Origin of the sequence: Psychrobacillus sp. FSL K6-2365, from assembly GCF_038003165.1 — a bacterium.
GTDB lineage: Bacteria > Bacillota > Bacilli > Bacillales_A > Planococcaceae > Psychrobacillus > Psychrobacillus psychrodurans.
The window spans coordinates 1,686,927-1,707,094 of sequence record NZ_JBBOOO010000001.1 but is presented as its reverse complement, the minus strand read 5'-3'; the positions used below and the strand labels follow the sequence as shown (position 1 = coordinate 1,707,094).

Annotated in this window: 20 protein-coding genes and 1 riboswitch; of the genes, 2 read left to right on the top strand and 18 right to left on the bottom strand. The window is 34.9% G+C overall.

What is annotated here, in order from left to right; genetic code table 11:
- Positions 1-38: 38 nt before the first annotated feature.
- The 7 genes from rpsA to prsW form a co-directional block, all read right to left on the bottom strand.
- On the bottom strand, positions 39-1,187 hold the full coding sequence (rpsA, locus tag MKY29_RS08140; protein ID WP_093494648.1) for a 30S ribosomal protein S1: 1,149 nt from the start codon (positions 1,185-1,187) through the stop codon (positions 39-41).
- A gap of 93 nt (positions 1,188-1,280) precedes the next feature.
- Complete coding sequence (locus tag MKY29_RS08135; RefSeq protein WP_090561800.1) at positions 1,281-1,868, bottom strand: lysophospholipid acyltransferase family protein; 588 nt, start codon at positions 1,866-1,868, stop codon at positions 1,281-1,283.
- Between the two features lies 1 nt (position 1,869).
- Positions 1,870-2,544: a (d)CMP kinase gene (gene cmk, locus MKY29_RS08130; protein WP_093494646.1), complete on the bottom strand. Its 675-nt coding sequence runs from the start codon at positions 2,542-2,544 to the stop codon at positions 1,870-1,872.
- 191 nt (positions 2,545-2,735) lie between these two features.
- Entirely contained in the window at positions 2,736-3,383 is a 648-nt protein-coding gene (locus tag MKY29_RS08125) for a flagellar brake protein (RefSeq protein WP_340879475.1), read from the bottom strand.
- Positions 3,384-3,458: 75 nt separating this feature from the next.
- Positions 3,459-4,742 (bottom strand): PepSY1/2 domain-containing protein, encoded by a 1,284-nt coding sequence (locus tag MKY29_RS08120; RefSeq protein WP_340879473.1) that lies wholly within the window; start codon positions 4,740-4,742, stop codon positions 3,459-3,461.
- 9 nt (positions 4,743-4,751) lie between these two features.
- Entirely contained in the window at positions 4,752-5,567 is an 816-nt protein-coding gene (sleB, locus tag MKY29_RS08115; protein ID WP_090561808.1) for a spore cortex-lytic enzyme, read from the bottom strand.
- Positions 5,568-5,611: 44 nt separating this feature from the next.
- Entirely contained in the window at positions 5,612-6,304 is a 693-nt protein-coding gene (prsW, locus tag MKY29_RS08110) for a glutamic-type intramembrane protease PrsW (RefSeq protein ID WP_093494643.1), read from the bottom strand.
- A gap of 68 nt (positions 6,305-6,372) precedes the next feature.
- Here prsW and MKY29_RS08105 point away from each other — a divergent pair, with 68 nt between their 5' ends.
- Positions 6,373-7,338 (top strand): asparaginase, encoded by a 966-nt coding sequence (locus tag MKY29_RS08105; protein ID WP_340879470.1) that lies wholly within the window; start codon positions 6,373-6,375, stop codon positions 7,336-7,338.
- A gap of 159 nt (positions 7,339-7,497) precedes the next feature.
- Here MKY29_RS08105 and MKY29_RS08100 read toward each other — a convergent pair whose 3' ends face one another.
- From MKY29_RS08100 to MKY29_RS08075, 6 genes are all read right to left on the bottom strand, one after another.
- Complete coding sequence (locus MKY29_RS08100; protein ID WP_340879469.1) at positions 7,498-8,475, bottom strand: YpdA family putative bacillithiol disulfide reductase; 978 nt, start codon at positions 8,473-8,475, stop codon at positions 7,498-7,500.
- A 25-nt stretch (positions 8,476-8,500) separates the two neighbouring features.
- Complete coding sequence (locus MKY29_RS08095) at positions 8,501-9,268, bottom strand: metallophosphoesterase (protein ID WP_340879468.1); 768 nt, start codon at positions 9,266-9,268, stop codon at positions 8,501-8,503.
- Between the two features lie 76 nt (positions 9,269-9,344).
- Entirely contained in the window at positions 9,345-9,977 is a 633-nt protein-coding gene (locus MKY29_RS08090; RefSeq protein ID WP_241598799.1) for a CBS domain-containing protein, read from the bottom strand.
- 78 nt (positions 9,978-10,055) lie between these two features.
- Positions 10,056-10,655 (bottom strand): LysM peptidoglycan-binding domain-containing protein, encoded by a 600-nt coding sequence (locus MKY29_RS08085; protein ID WP_340879467.1) that lies wholly within the window; start codon positions 10,653-10,655, stop codon positions 10,056-10,058.
- Between the two features lie 80 nt (positions 10,656-10,735).
- Positions 10,736-12,151 carry a RecQ family ATP-dependent DNA helicase gene (locus MKY29_RS08080; protein ID WP_340879466.1) on the bottom strand — a complete coding sequence of 472 codons (1,416 nt, stop codon included), beginning with the start codon at positions 12,149-12,151 and terminating at the stop codon, positions 10,736-10,738.
- Positions 12,148-13,179: a helix-turn-helix domain-containing protein gene (locus MKY29_RS08075; protein ID WP_340879465.1), complete on the bottom strand. Its 1,032-nt coding sequence runs from the start codon at positions 13,177-13,179 to the stop codon at positions 12,148-12,150. The genes MKY29_RS08080 and MKY29_RS08075 overlap by 4 nt, the downstream gene beginning before the upstream one ends.
- A gap of 110 nt (positions 13,180-13,289) precedes the next feature.
- Between MKY29_RS08075 and MKY29_RS08070 the strand changes: the two genes are divergently transcribed.
- The gene (locus MKY29_RS08070; protein WP_090561824.1) at positions 13,290-13,538 is read left to right on the top strand and encodes a ferredoxin; all 249 of its coding nucleotides are present in this window, start codon (positions 13,290-13,292) and stop codon (positions 13,536-13,538) included.
- Between the two features lie 834 nt (positions 13,539-14,372).
- On the opposite strand, the gene MKY29_RS08065 is transcribed toward MKY29_RS08070, so the two are convergent.
- From MKY29_RS08065 to MKY29_RS08045, 5 genes are all read right to left on the bottom strand, one after another.
- Positions 14,373-14,966, bottom strand: a complete 594-nt coding sequence (locus MKY29_RS08065) for an ECF transporter S component (RefSeq protein WP_340879464.1) — start codon at positions 14,964-14,966, stop codon at positions 14,373-14,375.
- A 153-nt stretch (positions 14,967-15,119) separates the two neighbouring features.
- Positions 15,120-15,252: riboswitch (FMN riboswitch) on the bottom strand.
- 303 nt (positions 15,253-15,555) lie between these two features.
- Positions 15,556-16,800, bottom strand: a complete 1,245-nt coding sequence (locus MKY29_RS08060) for a hypothetical protein (RefSeq protein WP_340879463.1) — start codon at positions 16,798-16,800, stop codon at positions 15,556-15,558.
- The gene (sigX, locus tag MKY29_RS08055) at positions 16,793-17,329 is read right to left on the bottom strand and encodes an RNA polymerase sigma factor SigX (protein ID WP_093494634.1); all 537 of its coding nucleotides are present in this window, start codon (positions 17,327-17,329) and stop codon (positions 16,793-16,795) included. The genes MKY29_RS08060 and sigX overlap by 8 nt, the downstream gene beginning before the upstream one ends.
- Before the next feature lie 314 nt (positions 17,330-17,643).
- Complete coding sequence (locus MKY29_RS08050) at positions 17,644-19,422, bottom strand: ATP-binding protein (RefSeq protein WP_340879462.1); 1,779 nt, start codon at positions 19,420-19,422, stop codon at positions 17,644-17,646.
- A complete protein-coding gene (locus MKY29_RS08045; protein WP_093494632.1) occupies positions 19,415-20,131 on the bottom strand; it encodes a response regulator transcription factor in 717 nt (238 codons plus the stop codon). Before MKY29_RS08045 ends, MKY29_RS08050 begins: the two co-directional genes overlap by 8 nt.
- Between the last annotated feature and the right edge of the window lie 37 nt (positions 20,132-20,168).

Below are 20,168 nucleotides of genomic sequence, written 5' to 3'. Positions count from 1 at the left end.
GACTTTATTGAAGTCGCCTGTTCAATATATGGTATTTTTTAGTTATTGTTTGTGAAGCCTTTCAGCTTGTCTCCTAATACATCACTTATAGAGAATCCTCGTGATTCTTCAGGCATTTGATAATCTTCTATATTGTATTTATCTTCATTTTCGACTAATTCTTTAATGCTTAAAGAAAGACGTTTATCAGCCAGGTTAACTTCAATCACCTTAACTTGTACTTCTTCACCCTCTTTTAAGACCTCTTGTGGATTACTAATATGCTTATGTGCAATTTGAGAAATATGCACAAGCCCTTCAACTCCAGGGAATACTTCTACAAACGCACCATATGAAACTAGACGTTTTACTTTCCCCGTAAGTACTGCTCCTTTTGAAGCTTTTTCTTCCACTTCAGCCCATGGTCCAGGCAATGTATCTTTGATAGATAGAGAAATTCTTTCTGCATCACGATCGATAGATAAAACTTTTACTTTAACTTCTTGCCCTTCTTTTAAAACGTCTGCAATATTTTCTAAATGCTCGTACGAAATTTGTGAAATATGAACAAGTCCATCCACTCCACCAATATCCACAAATGCACCGAACGATGCTAGACGTTGTACTGTACCTGTTAAAATGTCACCACTTTTGATGGATTCAAATGTTTGTTGCTTGCTAACAGATTTTTCATCTTCTACAACTGCTTTATGAGAAAGAATCAGTCTATTTTTATCCTTTTCAATTTCCACTATTTTAAAAGTTATTACTTTCCCTTTATAGTCTTCAAAGGACTCTACAAAATGATCCTCTATTAATGAAGCAGGGATGAAACCACGGACACCTAAATCTACTACTAGTCCGCCTTTTACTACTTCTTTAACCTCTGTTTCAATAATTTCTCCAGATTGGAATTGCTGCTCTAACTTATCCCAAGCTTTTTCCGCATCCACTCTTCTTTTAGAGAGAACAAAATTAGTTTCTTCCACTTTAGTAATCATTAATTCCAATTCGTCACCGATGGAAACGGAGTCGGATGCTTTTTCAATATGCAAGCTAGATAGTTCACTTATAGGAACTATTCCATCATAAGGTGCTCCTTCAATTGTTACGATTATAGATTTTTCATCTACTTGTGCAACAGTTGCTTTTACTAGTTCACCCTCTTTAAACTCATTCGTGTCGTTTAAGTTCATTTCTTCTGACATATGATATTCCTCCTTCACAGCGTCTCTATTCTATATTATGCGAATTGGCACAGAATTACAAAAGGAAGCACTTTTCAAATTAAAATTTTCTAATTATTTTGATTGGTGCTCTTTTAATAATTGAGCAATATTCTCCATTATTACTTCTGTAACTTCATCTGCAGAAGCCTTTCTTTCACGATAAGGTTTAATATCAATTGGTTCGCCGTATACAACTTTTAACTTTTTAAAAGGTTTATAAGGACCAATTATAGCGCAAGGAACAACATTTGCTTCTCCGCGTAATGCGAAGAACCCCGCTCCACTAAATCCCTTCCCTAACTTGCCATCTTTACTTCTTGTCCCTTCAGGGAATAATCCTACTACTTCCCCTTCTTTTAAAAGCTTTATAGCTGTTCTGAGGGCATCGCGGTCACTTAGCCCTCTCTTAACTGGGAAAGCATTTACACCAGGTAAAATCCCTTTTAATAGTGGGACATTAAATAATTCTGCTTTCGCCATAAAATGGACTGGCCTAGGAGCAAGTATCCCTACTACTGGTGGATCTAATGCATTAATATGATTGGAGCATAATAAAATACCACCATCTTTTGGGAAATTTTCGGTTCCAATAACTTCAAATCTATATATTGGTTTTAATGCCGAAAAAACAACCGTCTTTGCAAAGGAATATATATTCAAATTAGGACATCCTTTCTTTTGCAAGTTGCATAATTTTTTCAGATACTTCTTCAACCGTTAAGTACGTCGTGTCTATATAAATTGCATCATCTGCCTGTATTAAAGGTGATGCTTGTCGTTCACTATCTAACTTATCTCTAAGCGCAATCTCTTGTTTAAGTTCTTCTAAGTTGGTTTCAATTCCTCTATTTTGGTTTTCTAGATATCTTCTATTTGCTCTTTCTTCTACACTAGCACTCATAAAAATCTTTAGCTCAGCATCCTTTAATACATGGGTACCAATATCTCTACCATCCATTACAATGCTCCCATTTTTACCCATTTCCATCTGTCTTTTAACCATTTCTTCTCGTAATGTTGCATGTGCAGCAACCGCTGATACAGATGCTGTAACTTCTTTCGAACGAATTTCCTCAGTGACAGCCTTATTATCAAGAAACACCAATTGACCGGTTGGAGAAGGTTTTAACTCAATAAAAGTATCCTTTAATAAGTATGTTAATTTATCTTCGTCTTGCAAATCTATGTTTTCTTGTAGTGCTTTATACGTGATTGCACGGTACATTGCACCTGTGTCTACATATGTATACCCTAGTAATTCTGCAGTCTTTTTTGCAATCGTACTTTTACCTGCTGCTGCAGGGCCATCAATGGCTATTTGTATTTGTTTCTTCAATCTATTTGCCTCCACTCTATTCCTTTACATTTTATCATAGAACTGTATTAATGAGAAAAAAGCAAGTGTCCAAATGATAATTTGTGTTAGATTTCTCAAAAAGCCTTTTTTAAACTTGACTGAAATTTCTATCAAAAATTTTAAGAGGCTACCCAAAAGTTATACTTTTGAACAGCCTCACTTCTTTTCATTTAATTTATCGTTTTCTTTCGAATCGATAGTTGACGCTCAAAACAAAATCTTACTATTTGTTGTTTATCTAGGTCATCCGTATCTGTAAAGTTTAAAGAAGCAATAGTAAGTGATTCTTTTTCCCAAATCCTAATTACTTGGGCTAGAGTTGTGACATATTTAAGGTCTCCATTGTTAAACAATAGAGGAATTAGTAATGTTACTTCGTCTCCAGCTTTAAAGTTGACTGGTTTGTTCAAGATAACAGCGGATCCACCGGCGCTGATATCATCTGTAACGAATTGGTATCTTTCCTCTTCAAATTGTACAGAAATATCGATAGAAGTACTTACACGAACAAAATCTCTACGCTGAATTCGCAAAAATTCGGAATCTGCTGGAAGCGCAAGTCTAACCATTGGTATTTGTTTTGATTTTTTTCCTAATACCTCTGTTTGAAATGCATAAACTGCCTTTGAATCTTCTACAAAAGTTGCTCTTAGCTGCATGCCGTCCATTAAAAAAACTGTCCTATTGGATATTGTATCCGTCGGGTAATCGATATAAATAAATTGTTCGTCTAGATCAACCACTTTACATCGATACTTTTCTGTTTTATCAGTAAAGGTTGGCTCTAACGTTAATTGTGTACCAACTTTGATTTTCATAAGCAACCCTCTTTAGTGTCATAATATACTTTCTATTATGACACTGAAATGAGTATATTTCTATAGAAAAAAGTTCTATGGAAGCTTATCTGCATGTAAAATTTCATGGTTTTCGGTATCTATATAAATTTTGTACGTGCCAATAGAATCATTTTTAGCTAATACCTGGTAGGCCAAACGTTGCTCTAGTTGTTTGTTTTCTACATATGCTAATCTCTCTTCCTCAATGTAAAAGTTACTTGAAAAGAGACCCACATTATCTAGCGGTACAATTTCTTGCTTACCAATTTTTTCTTTCTGAATATATTCCATGGCATTTAAACCGAGCAATTCTCCATTGTCCTTAGCAATTTTCAATTGAATACCATCTGCATAAATTAAAGCATCATTATTTTCGTCTTTTCTTGCAAATGATAAATGCCAAGCCACTGAGTTTTCACGATATTCTACCAACTCTGTGTCCGTAAACCCTAATGTTTTCATATATTCAGCTGACTTATCTTTCATCTGCTGTACTGTTATAGTCGTCTTTTCAAAAGGTCTTTCCAGCAAAAATGACAGAATGTGTCCACCTTTTTTGGTCAAATCTGCATATCCTATCCGAATACCTTCATGGAATTCGATATGATAAAAAGGATAAGGGGCATCCTGGGAACTTTCTGTTATATGAATTTTTGCATCCTTAAATTCTGGAAATAATTTGACGAACTGTTCCTTAGCCTCATCTTCCGTAATTTCGGAGTCCTTAATATGCTGTAAATCCTTTTTCTTTTGCTGATCCGTTTCACTAGCAGTCATAGGGAAGTCGCTTTCTGTATATGCCTTTACAGAGTTCCCTAGTGACTTCCAATTTTTCTCACCATTTTTATCTAATTTGTTTTGAACAAAGGCTGTTACAATATAATCTTTATTTCCACCGTCTTTGTTCGTAAATGCCCACTGATCTGAAAGGGCTTGCAAGTTTTCTCTAGTACTGACCATATTCTTTTGCCATTCCTCAATTGGCACTTCTCCATTTTTCACCTGTGCAGCACCATTACCTAATCTGTTTAAATAATTCATCCATACTGTAGAAGTTTCGCTACTAATAGGCAATGAACTTATAGAAGTTCTTATATCAGAGGAAATCCGCCATACATCATCTAAGGGCTGTTCTAGTGCTTCTTTATCCTTAAATAGCATTGTCTGATCGACGGATTCAGTTAGCTTAGTCAATTTTTCTGATGCTGAGGTCAATTGATTGGAGTATTGTACTGCTAATGCATTTTCTAACCTGTTATTTTGAGACTGAACTGAGAAATGATACATAAGAAAGACTACTGCGACCGAAGACACGATTACCCATATAATTTTTTTCATTTTATCTCCTTATGCACAGAAAATATGCTGTCCTATTGTTTTAATTTGTGGTCTGCTCCATATCCATTCACTTGTTGCAGTGTCTGGATTGAAATAATAAATAGCATTTTCAGTTGGATCCCATCCATTTAGGGCATCTAACACAGCTTCCTTTGCACGTTCATTTGGTTCAAGCCAAATTTGCCCATCCGCTACTGCTGTAAATGCTAAAGGCTGAAAAATTACTTCTGAAACCGTATTCGGAAAATCTGGATGTTCGATTCGGTTTAAAATTACTGCTGCTACTGCAACTTGTCCTTCATAAGGTTCTCCACGCGCTTCTCCATATACAGCATTAGCAATCAGTTTCAAATCTTTTTCCGAATATTGTGGAGGCAGCTGCATATTTGTACTTTCTGCTTTTTTGTTTTTTACTTGCTTATCTAAATCCACCCCACCATAATGTGTAAAGCTATTCCCTTTGTTTATCTGCTCGTGGACAAATTCTTTATTGTAATCTGAAACACCTACTAATTTTTTCTTAGTGTCTTCTCCCAGTAGGCCGTCGATTGGAAGTCCATATTTTTCCTGGAAATTCCTCAGTGCCCAGTAAGTACTATAACCAAATTTACCATCTATCTCACTCTTATAAAATCCAATATACTGTAACCTTGCTTGAAGTTCGATAACGTCGTCTCCGTAAGCACCCCGTTCTAATATTTGAGCAGAGAAAGCCTGGGTAGTTGGTTGCTCATTGATTAATGAATAACTAAACGTACAAAATAGCAAACTAATCAGGATGTATTTTATTTTTTTCAAACGACATCTCTCCTTTTTATTTAGCATGGAGCATGAAGTGTCAAAATATACAAAAAAAGTCTAGCATATAGCTAGACTTTTTCTTCTACATAATATTCATGATTCTTATATCTTTTTCTACGGGATAAGATATGGGCTTTCTTTACTTTCGATAAACTAAATAGCCACAAAAACAACATAAATGGTACCATTAATAATAACTCCAAGCCTGTAATGCCCAGAATACTATTATAAATAGTGTGCAAGGCTAGTGGTCCTATCAATGCGTAAAATATTTCATAACGAGATTTCGTTAAGGTCGTGAATTTTGCTCTACCGATATAATACCCCATTAAAACGCCAAATAGGGCATGACTGGAAACTGGAAGAATTGCACGTAAAATTGCTTCATCCATACCAAAATTCAATAAATATAATATATTTTCAACAGTCGCAAAACCTAGTGCTACGCTAGCACCATATAAAATGCCATCGTAGGGGTCATCAAACTCTACATGCCCATAGATAGCTACTATAAGAACCAACCATTTAAAGAACTCTTCTAGTGCACTCGTTACAATAGCTTGATGTAAAAATAAAGAAGAAAAAATCTGTTCCTCTTGAAAAACATGTTGAATAAACATTATTGGAAATGTTAATATAGCGCCATATATAAATGTATGTAACAATAATCTGGAGGGTTCTGCAGATATTTCTTTACGTAAGTAAAAAAAACTTAATAATGCCAACGCTGGGGCTATTGCAACGGAAAGTAGTATGAACATAAACTTACTCCTTCCATTTCATTATTACTATTATACCTTAAATACACAGATTATGGGAGGTACTTACATTGAAAACTATTTTATTAATCCATACAGGTGGCACAATATCTATGCAGGTGCACGCAGACACAGGAGCTGTTGTTCCAGCAGATCAAAACCCACTTTTAATCGAGGCAGGAAAACTTAAATCATTAGCCAATATAGTAGAAATAGAGGCATTTAATCTCCCTTCACCTCATATTACACCCGACGAAATGTTAGAGCTGAAACAGCTAATAGATCAATATATTATAACTGACGATATAGATGGTGTTGTCATTACGCATGGAACAGATACATTAGAAGAGACTGCATACTTTTTGGACCTCACTGTTGATACGGAAATACCAATTGTCCTTACTGGTGCTATGCGTTCTTCCAATGAGATTGGTGCAGATGGGTTATATAATTTAATGTCTGCTATCCAAGTGGCTTCTTCCGATGATGCAAAAATGAAAGGTGTACTAGTTGTATTAAACGATGAAATACACACTGCAGAAAATGTAACTAAGACACATACCAGCAATGTGAGTACGTTTCAGAGTCCACAATATGGACCTATTGGGTTTATTTCTAAATCCATCGTACATTTTCATCATTCACCCAATCACCGTATCGTTTTTCCGATTGAACATATTGAGAAAAAAGTTGCATTGTTTAAAGTATATGCGGGAATGGAGCCAGACTTGCTAAAAGCATCGATAGATTTAGGATACGATGGAATAGTATTAGAGGGGTTAGGTCAAGGCAATGTACCTCCAAGCCTTGTTTCTGTCATTGAAGAGACATTAAACAAAAATATTCCAATTATATTGGTTTCTAGATGTTTTAATGGAATTGCACAAGATGTGTATGGTTATAGAGGAGGAGGTAAAGGCCTTAAAGATGCTGGTGTAATTTTTGCACAAGGCTTAAATGGACAAAAAGCTAGATTAGCATTGCTGATAGCATTAAACCATCCTGATCCACAGAAAGCAATTGAGTATATTTTTTGAGATACGAAAAAGCAGTGTAAAACATTTAAGAGTAGTTGTCGTACTGACTATACGACAACTACTCTTTTTTCAATCAAGATAATAAAGTGAAGAAATTTGTAAAATGTTATCACAGAAACAAGCATTAAAATATTTGACTCATGTAGTCATGAAAATGACTCACATATTGTCTTGTTTTCTCTTAATTTCTTTTGCTATTTGCTCTCCATGGAATCGTCCATTTTCTATAAAGATTTCATTTGCATTATTACCAGCTGCAATTACACCAGCTATGAAAATCCCTTCTACATTCGTTTCCATTGTATACGCATCATGAGTTGGCCTTCCTGTAGCTTCATCAATTTGAATACCCATTTGTTTTAAAAATGTATGATCAGGGTGATAGCCCGTCATTGCAAATACATAGTCATTTGACAATTGGAATTCCCCAGTTTGACTATTTTTTAATGTTACATTAGATACTCCTATTTCTATTACTTCTGTATTAAAATGCATTTGTACCTCGTTATTTCTTACGAGACCATCAAACTCTGGAAGTACCCATGGTTTTATACTTGGTGAATATTCATTTCCTCTATAAGCTACCGTTACATTAGCTCCAGCTTTGTTTAGTTCTAAGGCTGCATCAATGGCTGAATTTTTTCCTCCGATAACCAGTACATCTAAACCAAAATACGGATGTCCCTCTTTAAAGTAATGTTGTACCTTTCCTAAATCTTCACCAGGAATATTCATATAGTTCGGATGATCATAATAACCAGTTGCTATTACTACATATGTTGCCACATAAGTTCCTTTAGAAGTATATACCTTAAAATTATTTTCTTGTTTCTCTACTTTTAGCACCTGTTCATATTTACGGACATCAAGGTTTTTAAGTTTTGCTACTTCTCGATAGTAGACTAAAGCCTGATTTCTCTTGGGCTTTCTCTCCTCTACTATAAATGGAACTTCACCTATTGATAATTTCTCACTTGTACTGAAGAAAGTCTGATGTGTGGGATAATTATAAATAGCCTCCACTATATTTCCTTTTTCAATTATGATGGTTTTTAGTCCGATATTTTGTGTAGAAATAGCTGTTGCTAACCCGCAAGGTCCTCCTCCAACTATTAATACATCTACCTGTTGAAACACAAAAAAACTTCCTTTCTTTGTTCACTTAATTTCTTCCACTTATAGTAACTATATGGCATTCAGATTTTGCTCCCAGTCTCAATGGCACCGCAGTTGTTCCAAATCCATTACTTATGAGCTCTGCACTATTTTCTTTTTCACGATAGCTACCGTTCTCATAAATCCCAAAAGGGCCAAAGCGTATTTGGCCACCATGGAGATGACCCGCTAAGAGAAGATGCGGCTTACATACCTTTTTGGCATTATTAAAGTATGCTGGAGCATGAGTTGTAAAAACGATAATATCAGATTCAATAACGTCTTTGAACGCTTCATATATTTTAACTGGTCCCACAAATCCATCATTAATCCCTACTACACGAACAGAAAAATTGTTTTTTTCATATTTAATAGAGTTGTTCTCCAATATACAGACATCATGCGAATAAAGGATATCTCGTAAATTTTGTTCCCCAACTTCCCGATCATTGTTACCGAAAACGTAACAAGTATTTCCTAACTTGGCAAGTTGTCTGATATTATCATTCGTCCGTTTTAAAGGGACTCCCCTCTCCGTCAAATCTCCTCCGATTATAACGATATCCACTTTTCCGCTGAGTTTTTGAATAAGCTCATCACTTATTCTTCTGCGATGGATGTCGGATATGAAAAAAATATGAAAATGATCTTCCTTCTTCCATTCATCAATATACAATGAATGGGTATGAATATTTGTTTGAAAAGCTAAAAATAACATATACAAAAAAATAATAAAAAATATAAACAATCCTATACCAATTATCCATCCTATCAAATATATACCCCCATATAACATGGAAAAGGACAGGGAAATTCCCCTGCCCTGCACTCGTGTTTCCTATAAGCTAATTTTACTCTTCTTTGTCAATATGTAAAACACGAAACCCTGCTTTTTCTAAATCTGCTAGAATACGATCAATTTTTGAATCGTTTTCAATCTTTAATACAATACGTCTGAATAGTTTATCTGTTTCATCAAATGTTACGATTGAAATGACCGAAGCGTGATATTTATGCAGTACATCCGTCATTTTTTGAATTCGTCCTTCAGATTCTACAGAAGTAAAAGTTATACGCGTTCCCTTACTATTCATACCAAATGCACTTTTAAATTGTATTACTGAATCATAACGAGTTACTAAACCAAGAAATTTTCCATCCTCCACAACAGCTAGGACAGGAAAATCATGAAGCTTAATCATTGCATTTTCGAAAACTTCTTCGTAACCAACAAATATATCCTCATTTGTCATAATATCTGTTACTTTCGTTTGCTCCATGAAAGTTTGTTTTTCAAGATTGCTATAGAAATGCGCTTTATACAAAAGGTATTTGTTAAACATACCTACATATTGTCCGTTATCTAAAATCGGTAAAGCATCCATTTCTTTTTCCTCTAAAACACGAAGAGCCGACGATACTGAAGTATCTACTTGAACTGTAATACATTTTTCTTTTGGGATCATTACACTTTTTACAAACATATTAGCACCTCTTCCAACTAGGATATACCCTATATTATATATTCAACATTTATGAAAAATATCCTTCTTTATATATGTTTAAGGTAGTACTAACTTTTGACCAACAGAAATTTCATTTGACGAAAGGCCATTAGCAGATTTTATTTTTTCGACCGCTGCTGGATCTTTATAATAATTAACGGCTATACGATATAGTGTTTCATTTTCCTTAACTATATGCGTTTTAGAACTAGCTGCTTCTGTAGTTTCTGTTTTATCTACTACTACTTCTTCTTGCTTTGGCTCTTCAGTAACTTCCTCTGTCTGTTCAGCTGGTTGCTGAGTTTCTTCAGGAGTAGTTACCACTGGAACTTCTACTTCTTCTTCTTTTTCTTCTGCTTTGGTAGTTTCATCTTTTTCTGTCCCATTATTAATAGCTTGCGTTTCTACATGTATCGTATCATTTTTTACTACTTCTGCTTTATCTGGATCAGCTACATAGAAAAATTGTACGTAAATAAATATACTAATTGGGATTAATATGAAAATGCAAAAAACAACTGGGATTAATAAATTTCTAGATTTTTTCTTTGGTTTTTGATTTGAACTTCTACTTCTTCTCATTTCATTGGTATCGTCATCTTGTCCTATAGATTGTCGATGTTCGTCGATTTTTTTTTGATAATCATCTTGGTTCATTTTATTCAAACTCCATTTCTGCCTTCATTTCTACTTCTATTATGACGAATATTGTAGAAAAAGTAAACTTAACAAAAGTATTATGATGGAAGAAGTATATTTAATCTATCTATCCAATTCATTTCATCTTGCCTATTCTTTTCATCAGTTCTTTTCCTTAAAATGCTCGAGACATTTAATTCACATTTGGAGCAACAATGATGGGGGCGTTCTATTAATGCTTGATCAAAATAATGAAGTAGCTGCTCCCTCAAACAGGAATCATTTCGAATCATTAAGTAAAAACTTTGAATATCCTGCCACTTTTTTTGTTTAATTTGCTTAAATAATTGAATAGTTTGCTGTTCATTTAATTGCTCTTTCCAATAAGCTAGAATGCGGCTTGTAGTCTCTGCCTGTTCAACTTCAGAATATTCTTCTTGATAAGCAAAATGTATGTCTTGTTCCTCTGGAAAATCTTGCATCGCTACGTAAAATGTTTGCTCAACATCTGAAGAAGTATATAAGAGTGAGGCGATTGCCTGATTGCCATCTCTTGCAGCTCTTCCAACCTCCTGCATATAGCCTGCTACAGAGGTCGGAATATGATCATGAATAATTTGCCTGATATTATCTTTGTGAATACCCATTCCAAAAGCATTAGTCGCACAGATCCAATCTAATTGTCCCTGCTGAAACTGTTGCTGGATTAATATCCTGTCACTTTGCTCCATTTTTGCGTGGTAATAGGCAACAGAAATTCCTTGTTCTCTTAGCATTGTTGCATAAACTTCCGTCTTTTTACGTGATTGTGTATAAATTATTCCTGGACCTTCAGTAGAGATAACTCTACCTAATATCCAATTCATTTTTTCTTGGTGGTTTTCAACCTCTACTATTTCATATGCAATAGCAGGACGATCAAGTGAATGAATGTATTCAAATGGTTTTGTCATCCGTAAAGTTCCTTTAATATCTTTGACAACTTCGCTTGTCGCAGTTGCTGTTAATGCAAGAACATTCACAGCTTTTAGCGAATGTATCCAACCTGATATCCTCAAATAATCAGGTCGAAAATCAAACCCCCACTGAGAAATACAATGCGCCTCATCTGCTACAACATATGCGATGGAAAGCTCTCTAAGCGCACGGTTAAATTGTTCATTTTGGAGCATCTCTGGTGAAGTAAATATAAATTTAAAATCAGCTAAGTGACGAAAAGCCATTTCTCTTTCTTGGAATGGTAAAAATGAATTGATGGCAATAACTCTTTTTTCTCCTAGTAATTTTAGTTGCTCTACTTGATCCTGCATAAGAGATAAAAGAGGTGACACGATAATCACAGTTCCTTCCATTAGGTATGCTGGTAGCTGATAAAGAAGGGATTTCCCCATACCAGTAGGAAGTATAGCAACAACATCCTTTCCTGCTATAATTTGTTCAATTATTTCCTGTTGCCCATCTCGGAAGTTTTCATGACCGAACTTTTTCTGAAGAATTTCATTTAATTTATTCATGAATTCTTTTCTCCCTTCGTCAATGCTAAGCGCACTTGAAAGAAACTAATTTCCGGTAATCTTTGTTTTATTAATGTGAGTTTTTTTGTTTCTAGCTCGTTTGATAGATGAAGAATTTCTTCTATTTGCTCCTTAGAAATAAAAGCAGAAATAGAGAAGTTTTTATTGTTTGAGACTATTTCAATAACATGATCTTCTATTGTATTAATCTTCAATTTTCTTATTTTTGCAATTTCTTCAATAGAATATCCCTTTTCAAATAGACTATTAGTTTTAAAAGCAGATTCAGTTAGAGGCGTTTCGATACGAATATCTTTAGCTAAATTAAATAACTGGGGACTTGTCTCTACCGAAATATTGTCTAACATACTATGTAAACATTCTAAAAAAATTATTTTAATGTTCAAGTCAGTCATATGATAGTGGCGAGCCAGTTGTTCCCATGTCAAACCAGTTGTCTTATAGCCACTAAGCCGATAAACAAGCAACGTTCTGTGTATGTCATCAAAAGAAGGATTTTCAAGTAAATAAAAAATTTCTTGCTTAATATCGTTATTCAAGTTAAATTCACGAAAATTATTATGGATTAAAAAGTCTTTAACAAAATGCTGTATAGAAATATCCTTTTGGTTTGGTACGAATTTTTTTTCATTCGCTTGGAACTGCGATAATGTTTGGATAACTAAGTCTATTCTTTTCCAAAAAAGTTGTTCCTTGCCCCTATATTTCCAACCATTAAATAGAGGTTCTTTATCACTCGGTAGTATTTCAATTCCTTTTTCAGTTATATATACGAGTGATTCATTTACCCGAATAAACTCATTTTTAAACAGCTCATTTATCGCTTCATCATAATCTTCCTTCGATAATTGTGGAAGGATAGAGAAGAAAGCATGAAGTTGAAAATATGTCACATCTTGAATGGTTTGTCCTGATTTTTTGCCTTTTAATAAATAATATGGGGCATTCTCAGAACGTTGCCCAGATATTTTATGTATTATAAATAGTAATATTTGATGAAAATGCATAGGAATACCTCTCTTTTCTGAAGTATTTTGGTTGAAATGTATGGAAAACATCTTTAGAATGAATAAGATAGCATATTCGTTTTAGTAGTTATAAAGGAGAGAATATAATAATGGCAAAATATACAATTGTAGATAAAGATACATGTATTGCATGCGGAGCATGTGGAGCAGCTGCCCCAGATATTTATGATTATGATGATGAAGGTATTGCCTTCGTTATTTTAGATGATAACATGGGTACAACAGAAGTTCCAGAAGAACTAATGGAGGACATGGAGGATGCATTTGAAGGTTGTCCTACTGATTCTATTAAAGTAGCAGATGAGTCATTTGAAGGCGACGCTCTGAAATTCGAATAGTATATTGAATGGTGGTTGTGACTCTTGTCATGATCACCATTTTTTTATTCTGTAAGAAAAACTGGGTAAAAAAGATACCAGTGCCTTTTTTCCCAATCGTTTGCGAAGGCTTGGACAGACGTTTTGCTATATCGTTACCAAGGTAATTTTTAGTGATATTGGCGTTTACCTGTCCGCGCCATTCTGCAATTCTTAGAAAAATACCTAAGTGCGTTTTTGGTTAACTACAGAAAAACTACTAACTATTCCTAGATTAAGCACTCGAAGATGCAATTTCGTTCGCTCTAACGCTACTCTATACGATTGAAACCAACTATTTTTTGTCGTATGTCTTCTGTCTTCTTACTAGTTGAAAGATGCTTGATAACAAATCCAGAGCCCCTGTTTTGTATGCGATGCACTTCATATCATAAAGTACTAGGAACATGGACTTTGTGCGTATACATCCTCATCTTTTATGAAATAATTGAATCCAATTTTATCGTTACTTGCTCTCCCCTATTGTTTACTTGCTTACATCTGTGGCTTACTTGCGGTCGTAAAGAGCTTACTTGCCCATAGTCCATAATTACTTGCGGTTTATTACCTATTACTTGCGAAAAGGATAATTTCCCCAAATAATTTGATTAATTCACAACCTAAATGAATGTAACTGAATTACTAATTGTTATTTTCTACTTATTAGTTCCAATGCTATAAATGATGTCTTTAGATGATCCTATAATAATCACTGCTTACTTAGTTGATTGTGGCGGAAATCAAAGCGGTATTATCCATTTATATTTACTTTCCTCTAAAAAAAAGTTGTTCCTCCTAATGGAGAAACAACTTTTTTTAATTTGTATTAGGTTTCATATATGAATTAGTTACCTTATCAAGTAAAGGTTTTATACGTTTAAATAATACAATCATCACAATAGTTACTATTACGCCTTTAATCAAATTAAAGGGTAAAATACCGAAAATGATAGTATTAAACAAGGCAGTACCGGTTTCCATTGGGAAATTTAAGAAATAAGTGTACATTGGTAAAAACACATAATAATTTAATACACTCATACCAATCGCCATTGATACTGTACCTGCTCCTAGTCCTACCATAATTCCTTTTGATGTAGTAACTTTACGATAAATAAAATACACTGGTGTTAAAAATAAGATACTAGTTACAAAATTAGCCATATGACCAACAGGTACACCAGTTGGACTTCCTGCAAATAACCAATCTAACACATTCTTTAAAAATGCAACTAGAATTCCTGCTATTGGTCCCATCGTGATTGCAGCGATTAAAGCTGGTATATCACTAAAGTCGACCTTCAAATATGCCGGTAAAACCGGTAATGGAAAAGCAAGTAGCATTAAAACAAAAGAAATACTACTAAGCATTGCGACTGCAATAAGCATTCGCGTTTTGCCTTTTATCATAAAATCCTCTCTCCTTTTGCGATTCACTCCACAAGAAGAAAGGTTCAGCTCGTTTGCACACTTAAAGAATCCCTTGAACCAATAAAGTTCAAGGGAGAAACAAGGTACACTTAAATAAGCGTATCCGTATAAGCATACGAGAAACGACTGCACCTTCACCTTCTCCCATCCAGACTATACTGTCGGCTTTGGAATTTAACCAAATCAACCTGTTAAGGTTCGCGGGCTGAAGAAATAAATTTCTAATACCGCCGGTCGGGAATTGCACCCTGCCCCGAAGATGAATCAATATTTTGTTGATCTTCAAGATTAATATCTTGAATTAATAACATTTTATCAAATATAAACAATATATGCAACAGACCTGTTTGTAATTGAGACCAACATCCTAATATAGGCTATAATAAAAAATTTACGGGCTTTTTTGATTTAATTAAGGGCTATATTTAAAATCTTATGGGCTTTCATCTCGTTATTATTCCTAGATTGATTGTTTATGGGCTATTTCCACAACTTTATAGGCTATCGCGTACCCAGATACAAAAAAACTGCCAAGCTTTAGTTGATAAGCATTGGCAGTTGACGTTATTTAGTTGGTTCGCAAAGTAAAACCATTCGGTCCGATTGGAACAGGAAGTGAGCTGCTTAAATTAATTCCATCCCAACTATCTTGTACAACATTTTCTAATTGGATGGATTGATTAAAGCTTGCGGCAGTTAGGGAAAAAGCTTCTAATAATCGAGATGCCTCACTTACATCTAAAGATTCCAGGTTTAAAGGTTTATCGAAGCGTATTACTAAACCTTTATCCTCTCTTATTGTGTAGGCCACATTATTTGGTATAACAGAAGTGTAAATATCATTTCCAGGATCTCTCATATCCATCAATGCTTCCGATAATGTAGCGAATGTTTTATTAAAATTTGGTGCTAAATATGTCTCTCCATTTGAACCAATATATGCAAAGTAATTTACCTTTTTCTCTGTACCTTTTAGCTCAACAGGTTCATCTAGCGTACCGACTTGATCCCAGTCAATCGGCGAACCATCTTCATTGACCCTTAAAAAGGAATCAAAATCAGTGAAAATTTCATTGATAGAAGCTAGATACGGCGCCATTGCTCCAGGAGCAGCATCGTAACCATGATCTACTGGTAAGTAGTGCTTTAACATTTTACCTTCTGTCAAAAAGTAACCTTTGTAAGGATGGTATTCTTGGAATCCAAGGGAAATCTCATCAATCCCAAATGCGTATCTTTCATATAACTCCAAGCTATTTGGTGTCTTATTTGGAAAATCCATATCTATTTGTTCTTTAGGAATTACAATCGTTATTGGAATAGAGAGAGCATTTTCTAATAAAGAAAAATGAAATACTGTTCCTCCATTTAAATCGTTTTCGTAAACAGAGGTAAATAGACTGTCGAAAGGAACTAATTCATACGAAGATACTATTTTTCCAGACATAGTCGACATATCGCTAGACTTGTCTTCTTCAGTAGCCATTGATGCTTCTTCTGGTACGTCCATCGTTCTCATATGATCTTTTTCCATTGATGACTCTTGGGCTTTATCAGCTGTGGAACTCTCATTCTTATTTATAAAGGAAGAGACGAGAACTGTTAATATAAGGACAGAAGCTACGGAAATGATAAAAGGTAGCCATTTGTTCATTGAAACCTCTAGTCGATTACGTTTCTCAGGCCTCTCCTGAATTTCTATTTTGGATTTTACCAGTTTATACATTTCATCTTTCGAGCGTTTATCTGTAAACTTCGGCATGTTATTTAATAGCTCATCTAATACACGATCTTCTGTCTTTTTCTCACTCATGATGAACATCTGCCTCCTTTTGCTTATCAGATAATCGTTCACGAAGTGCTTTTATTGCACGATGTTGCGTTGTCTTCACTTTCCCTTCCGACCAATTTAGAATTTCCGATGTTTCCGCAATCGAAAGTTCCTGGAAATATCGCATAATAATAACCATTTTCTGATCTCCCGTACAATCATCCAATGCAATTAATAATGTTCTCATCTCATCATTAAGCTGTACTAAATCTTCCGGTAACATTTCGGAAGATGCAAGTTGCATCTTTTCCCAGTCAAATGAGTCAAATAACCTCTTTTTTCTGACGGTTTGTTTTCTAAAATGGTCAATTGCAATATTTTTGGCTATTGAAAATAGCCATGTCTTTTCTGAGCTTTTTCCCTCAAAGCTGCTATAAGCTTTAAGCACTCGTACATATACTTCTTGAACCAAGTCTTCTGCAGTTTGTCTATTTTTCACCAAATATATGAGAAACTGAAAAACGTCTTGATGATAGGTATCATACAAGCGGTGGAAAACGGAGTCATTCATAGGCTCCCCCCGTTCTTTCAATTAGTCGTTTCAAGTACAAATTTGTTACACGCCTTTTATCCCACATTAATAGACAATACGACTCCCAATTAGAAGATAAGATGGGAGAATAACTGCCTATATAAGCGCAACGTAGAACATAGTTCAAAACGCTACGACAGATGGGTCTGTCTCTGTTACACGGTTCCTGCGAGACACGGACCATCAGGATGCTGTTTACTCAGGTATTGCGGTCCGAATCAAGACACAGCGTTATATACAAGAGTCCATTTTCACTCATCGGGATGTGAAGGTAATCTTCACAGTTTGTAGAATCACTTTATAGGCAAGTTAATAATAAAGGATGTACCTACTCCAATTTCACTTTCTGCAGTTAGCACACCATCATGTCTTTCGACAATGTTTTTCGCAATTGCCAAACCTAAACCAGTGCCACTTTTCCCTCTAGTTCTGGCCTTATCAGCTTTATAAAAACGTTCGAATACATACGGAAGATCTTCTTTTGGAATGCCATATCCAGTGTCGACTACCTTTATAACAAATTGTGTATCTGACTTACTTAATTGGACGGTGACAGAACCATTCTCTTTTGTATGCCTAAGGGCATTATCGATTAAATTGGTTAACACTTGTTCCATACGATCTTCATCAATTTCCATCGATAAATTTTCATTTATATTATGTTTAAAAGAAAGTCTAATATTATTTTCTTTGGCAACTTGATCAAATTTTTGTGTTATTCGTTCAATTGTCGGGACAACAGAAACCTTTTCTTTATATATACTTAGATAACCTGACTCTAGGCGGGCTAAATCTAACAATTCAGTTACTAGTCTACCCATTCGCTTAGACTCATCGTATATAATACGGATCATTTCATTCTTATCCTCTTCTGTTGTAACGACATTATCTATTATTGCTTCTGAATAGCCTTGCAACATCGAAATAGGCGTTCTAAGCTCGTGCGAAACATTTGCGATAAAGTCTGACCTCATTTTATCTAAACGATGCTGTTCAGTCATATCACGAAGTACTATTACTGCACCACGCACAACATTACCACTAGTGTATAAAAGACTAATAGATGCAGCAAAATAGGAGCCTTTAATCTCTAATTTTTCGTCAAACTCCTCTTGAACATCAAAGACGTACTCTAAAAGATGATGAAGTTCAGCAGGTAGCTTAGAATCATCTAACGTCTCTGCATTTGCATACCATTTGTTGAGAAGGATATCTGCCTGTGGGTTACTAACTTGAACTTCAAATTTAGTATCAAATGTAATAACCGCATCCGTCATGGATGTTAGTATACTCGCCAGTTGTTCCTTTTCTTGGTTAATCACTTCTACATGATGTTTCAATTGTTTCCCCATTTGGTTAAAAGCGATTCCTAGTTCTCCAATTTCATCCTTTTGCAGATACGGAACTTTTGTTTCAAAGTTACCTTTAGCTAATTGAATCGCCGCTTCCCTCATAGACCTAAGTGGTAAAGTAATACGAGAGGTTAAGAAAAAAGTAAACATAGTAGTTAAAAGTAACGCAATAAACCCAGATAAGAAAACAATTTTCGTAGTACTATTTGTCGTCTTACTAACAACTTCCAAACTTTGATAAATAAATACAGCACCATGAATGTTTTTATTGGATTCTAAAGGGGCAGCTAAAATAATATAATCTTCCATCCGATCCTCACTATTCATAGCGGGCATTAGCATTTTCTTCACAATTGGCTCATCAGAAGTGTATATTTTAGATAATTCCTTATTATCCAATATTTTTTTCTGTACTACATCCTTGTTAAGCCCTTCATGGACTGATAAAAAAACGGATTCTGCATTGCGTACAATTAAAGTATTAGTTTCTGTACCTAAAATATCTTGTATAATTTTAAACGAATCTTCTACATTGTCATGCTGCTCAACAATTTTACCGATAGTAACTGCCTCTTTACGGAGTGACTCCTCCGCCTGCTCTGTATGAAAATCACCTAGAAATTCAAGTAATAAAACGGTTACAATAAATAACACAAATAAGACGAGAAGCAGTATGGTTCCCCATAGCTTCCCGACAACACTATTCCAAATTCTATTCATTTATGACCTCGAATTTATATCCGACACCCCATACAGTCACAATCATTTTAGCAGACTTTTCAGAAACTCTATTTAGCTTTTCACGCAACCGTTTTACATGAGTATCAACTGTTCTCAAATCCCCAAAGAAATCATAATGCCAAACTTCTTTTAGTAATTGCTCACGATCAAATACTTTATCTGGTGCTTTCGCTAAGAAATATAGTAGTTCATATTCTTTAGGAGTTAAACCTACTTCTACCCCATCCGCAGTAACTCTATGCGCATCATGATCTATCGTTAGATGCGGAAAGACTACTATTTCTTTTGAAATAGATGTTCCTTGAGAAGGTGCAAAAGCAGTAGAGCGTTTCAAGAGAGCTTTTACACGTAATACTACTTCTCTTGGGCTAAACGGTTTTACAATATAATCGTCAGCTCCAAGTTCAAAACCTTCCACACGGTTTGCTTCTTCACCTTTAGCTGTCAATAATATGATAGGTGTTTCTTTATGCATACGTAGCTCTGTCATCACTTCTATGCCATCTTTTTCAGGCATCATTATATCTAATAGGATGCAATTATACTCAAATTCTAATGCAAGCTGTAATGCGACTTCCCCATTTTCAGCTTCTTCTACTTCATATCCTTCTCGTTCTAAATACATTTTTAAAAGACGACGAATGCGTTCTTCATCCTCAACTACTAGAAGTTTAATTGTTTCAGACATAGTTTTATCAAACCTTTCTATCAACATCTACTTTATA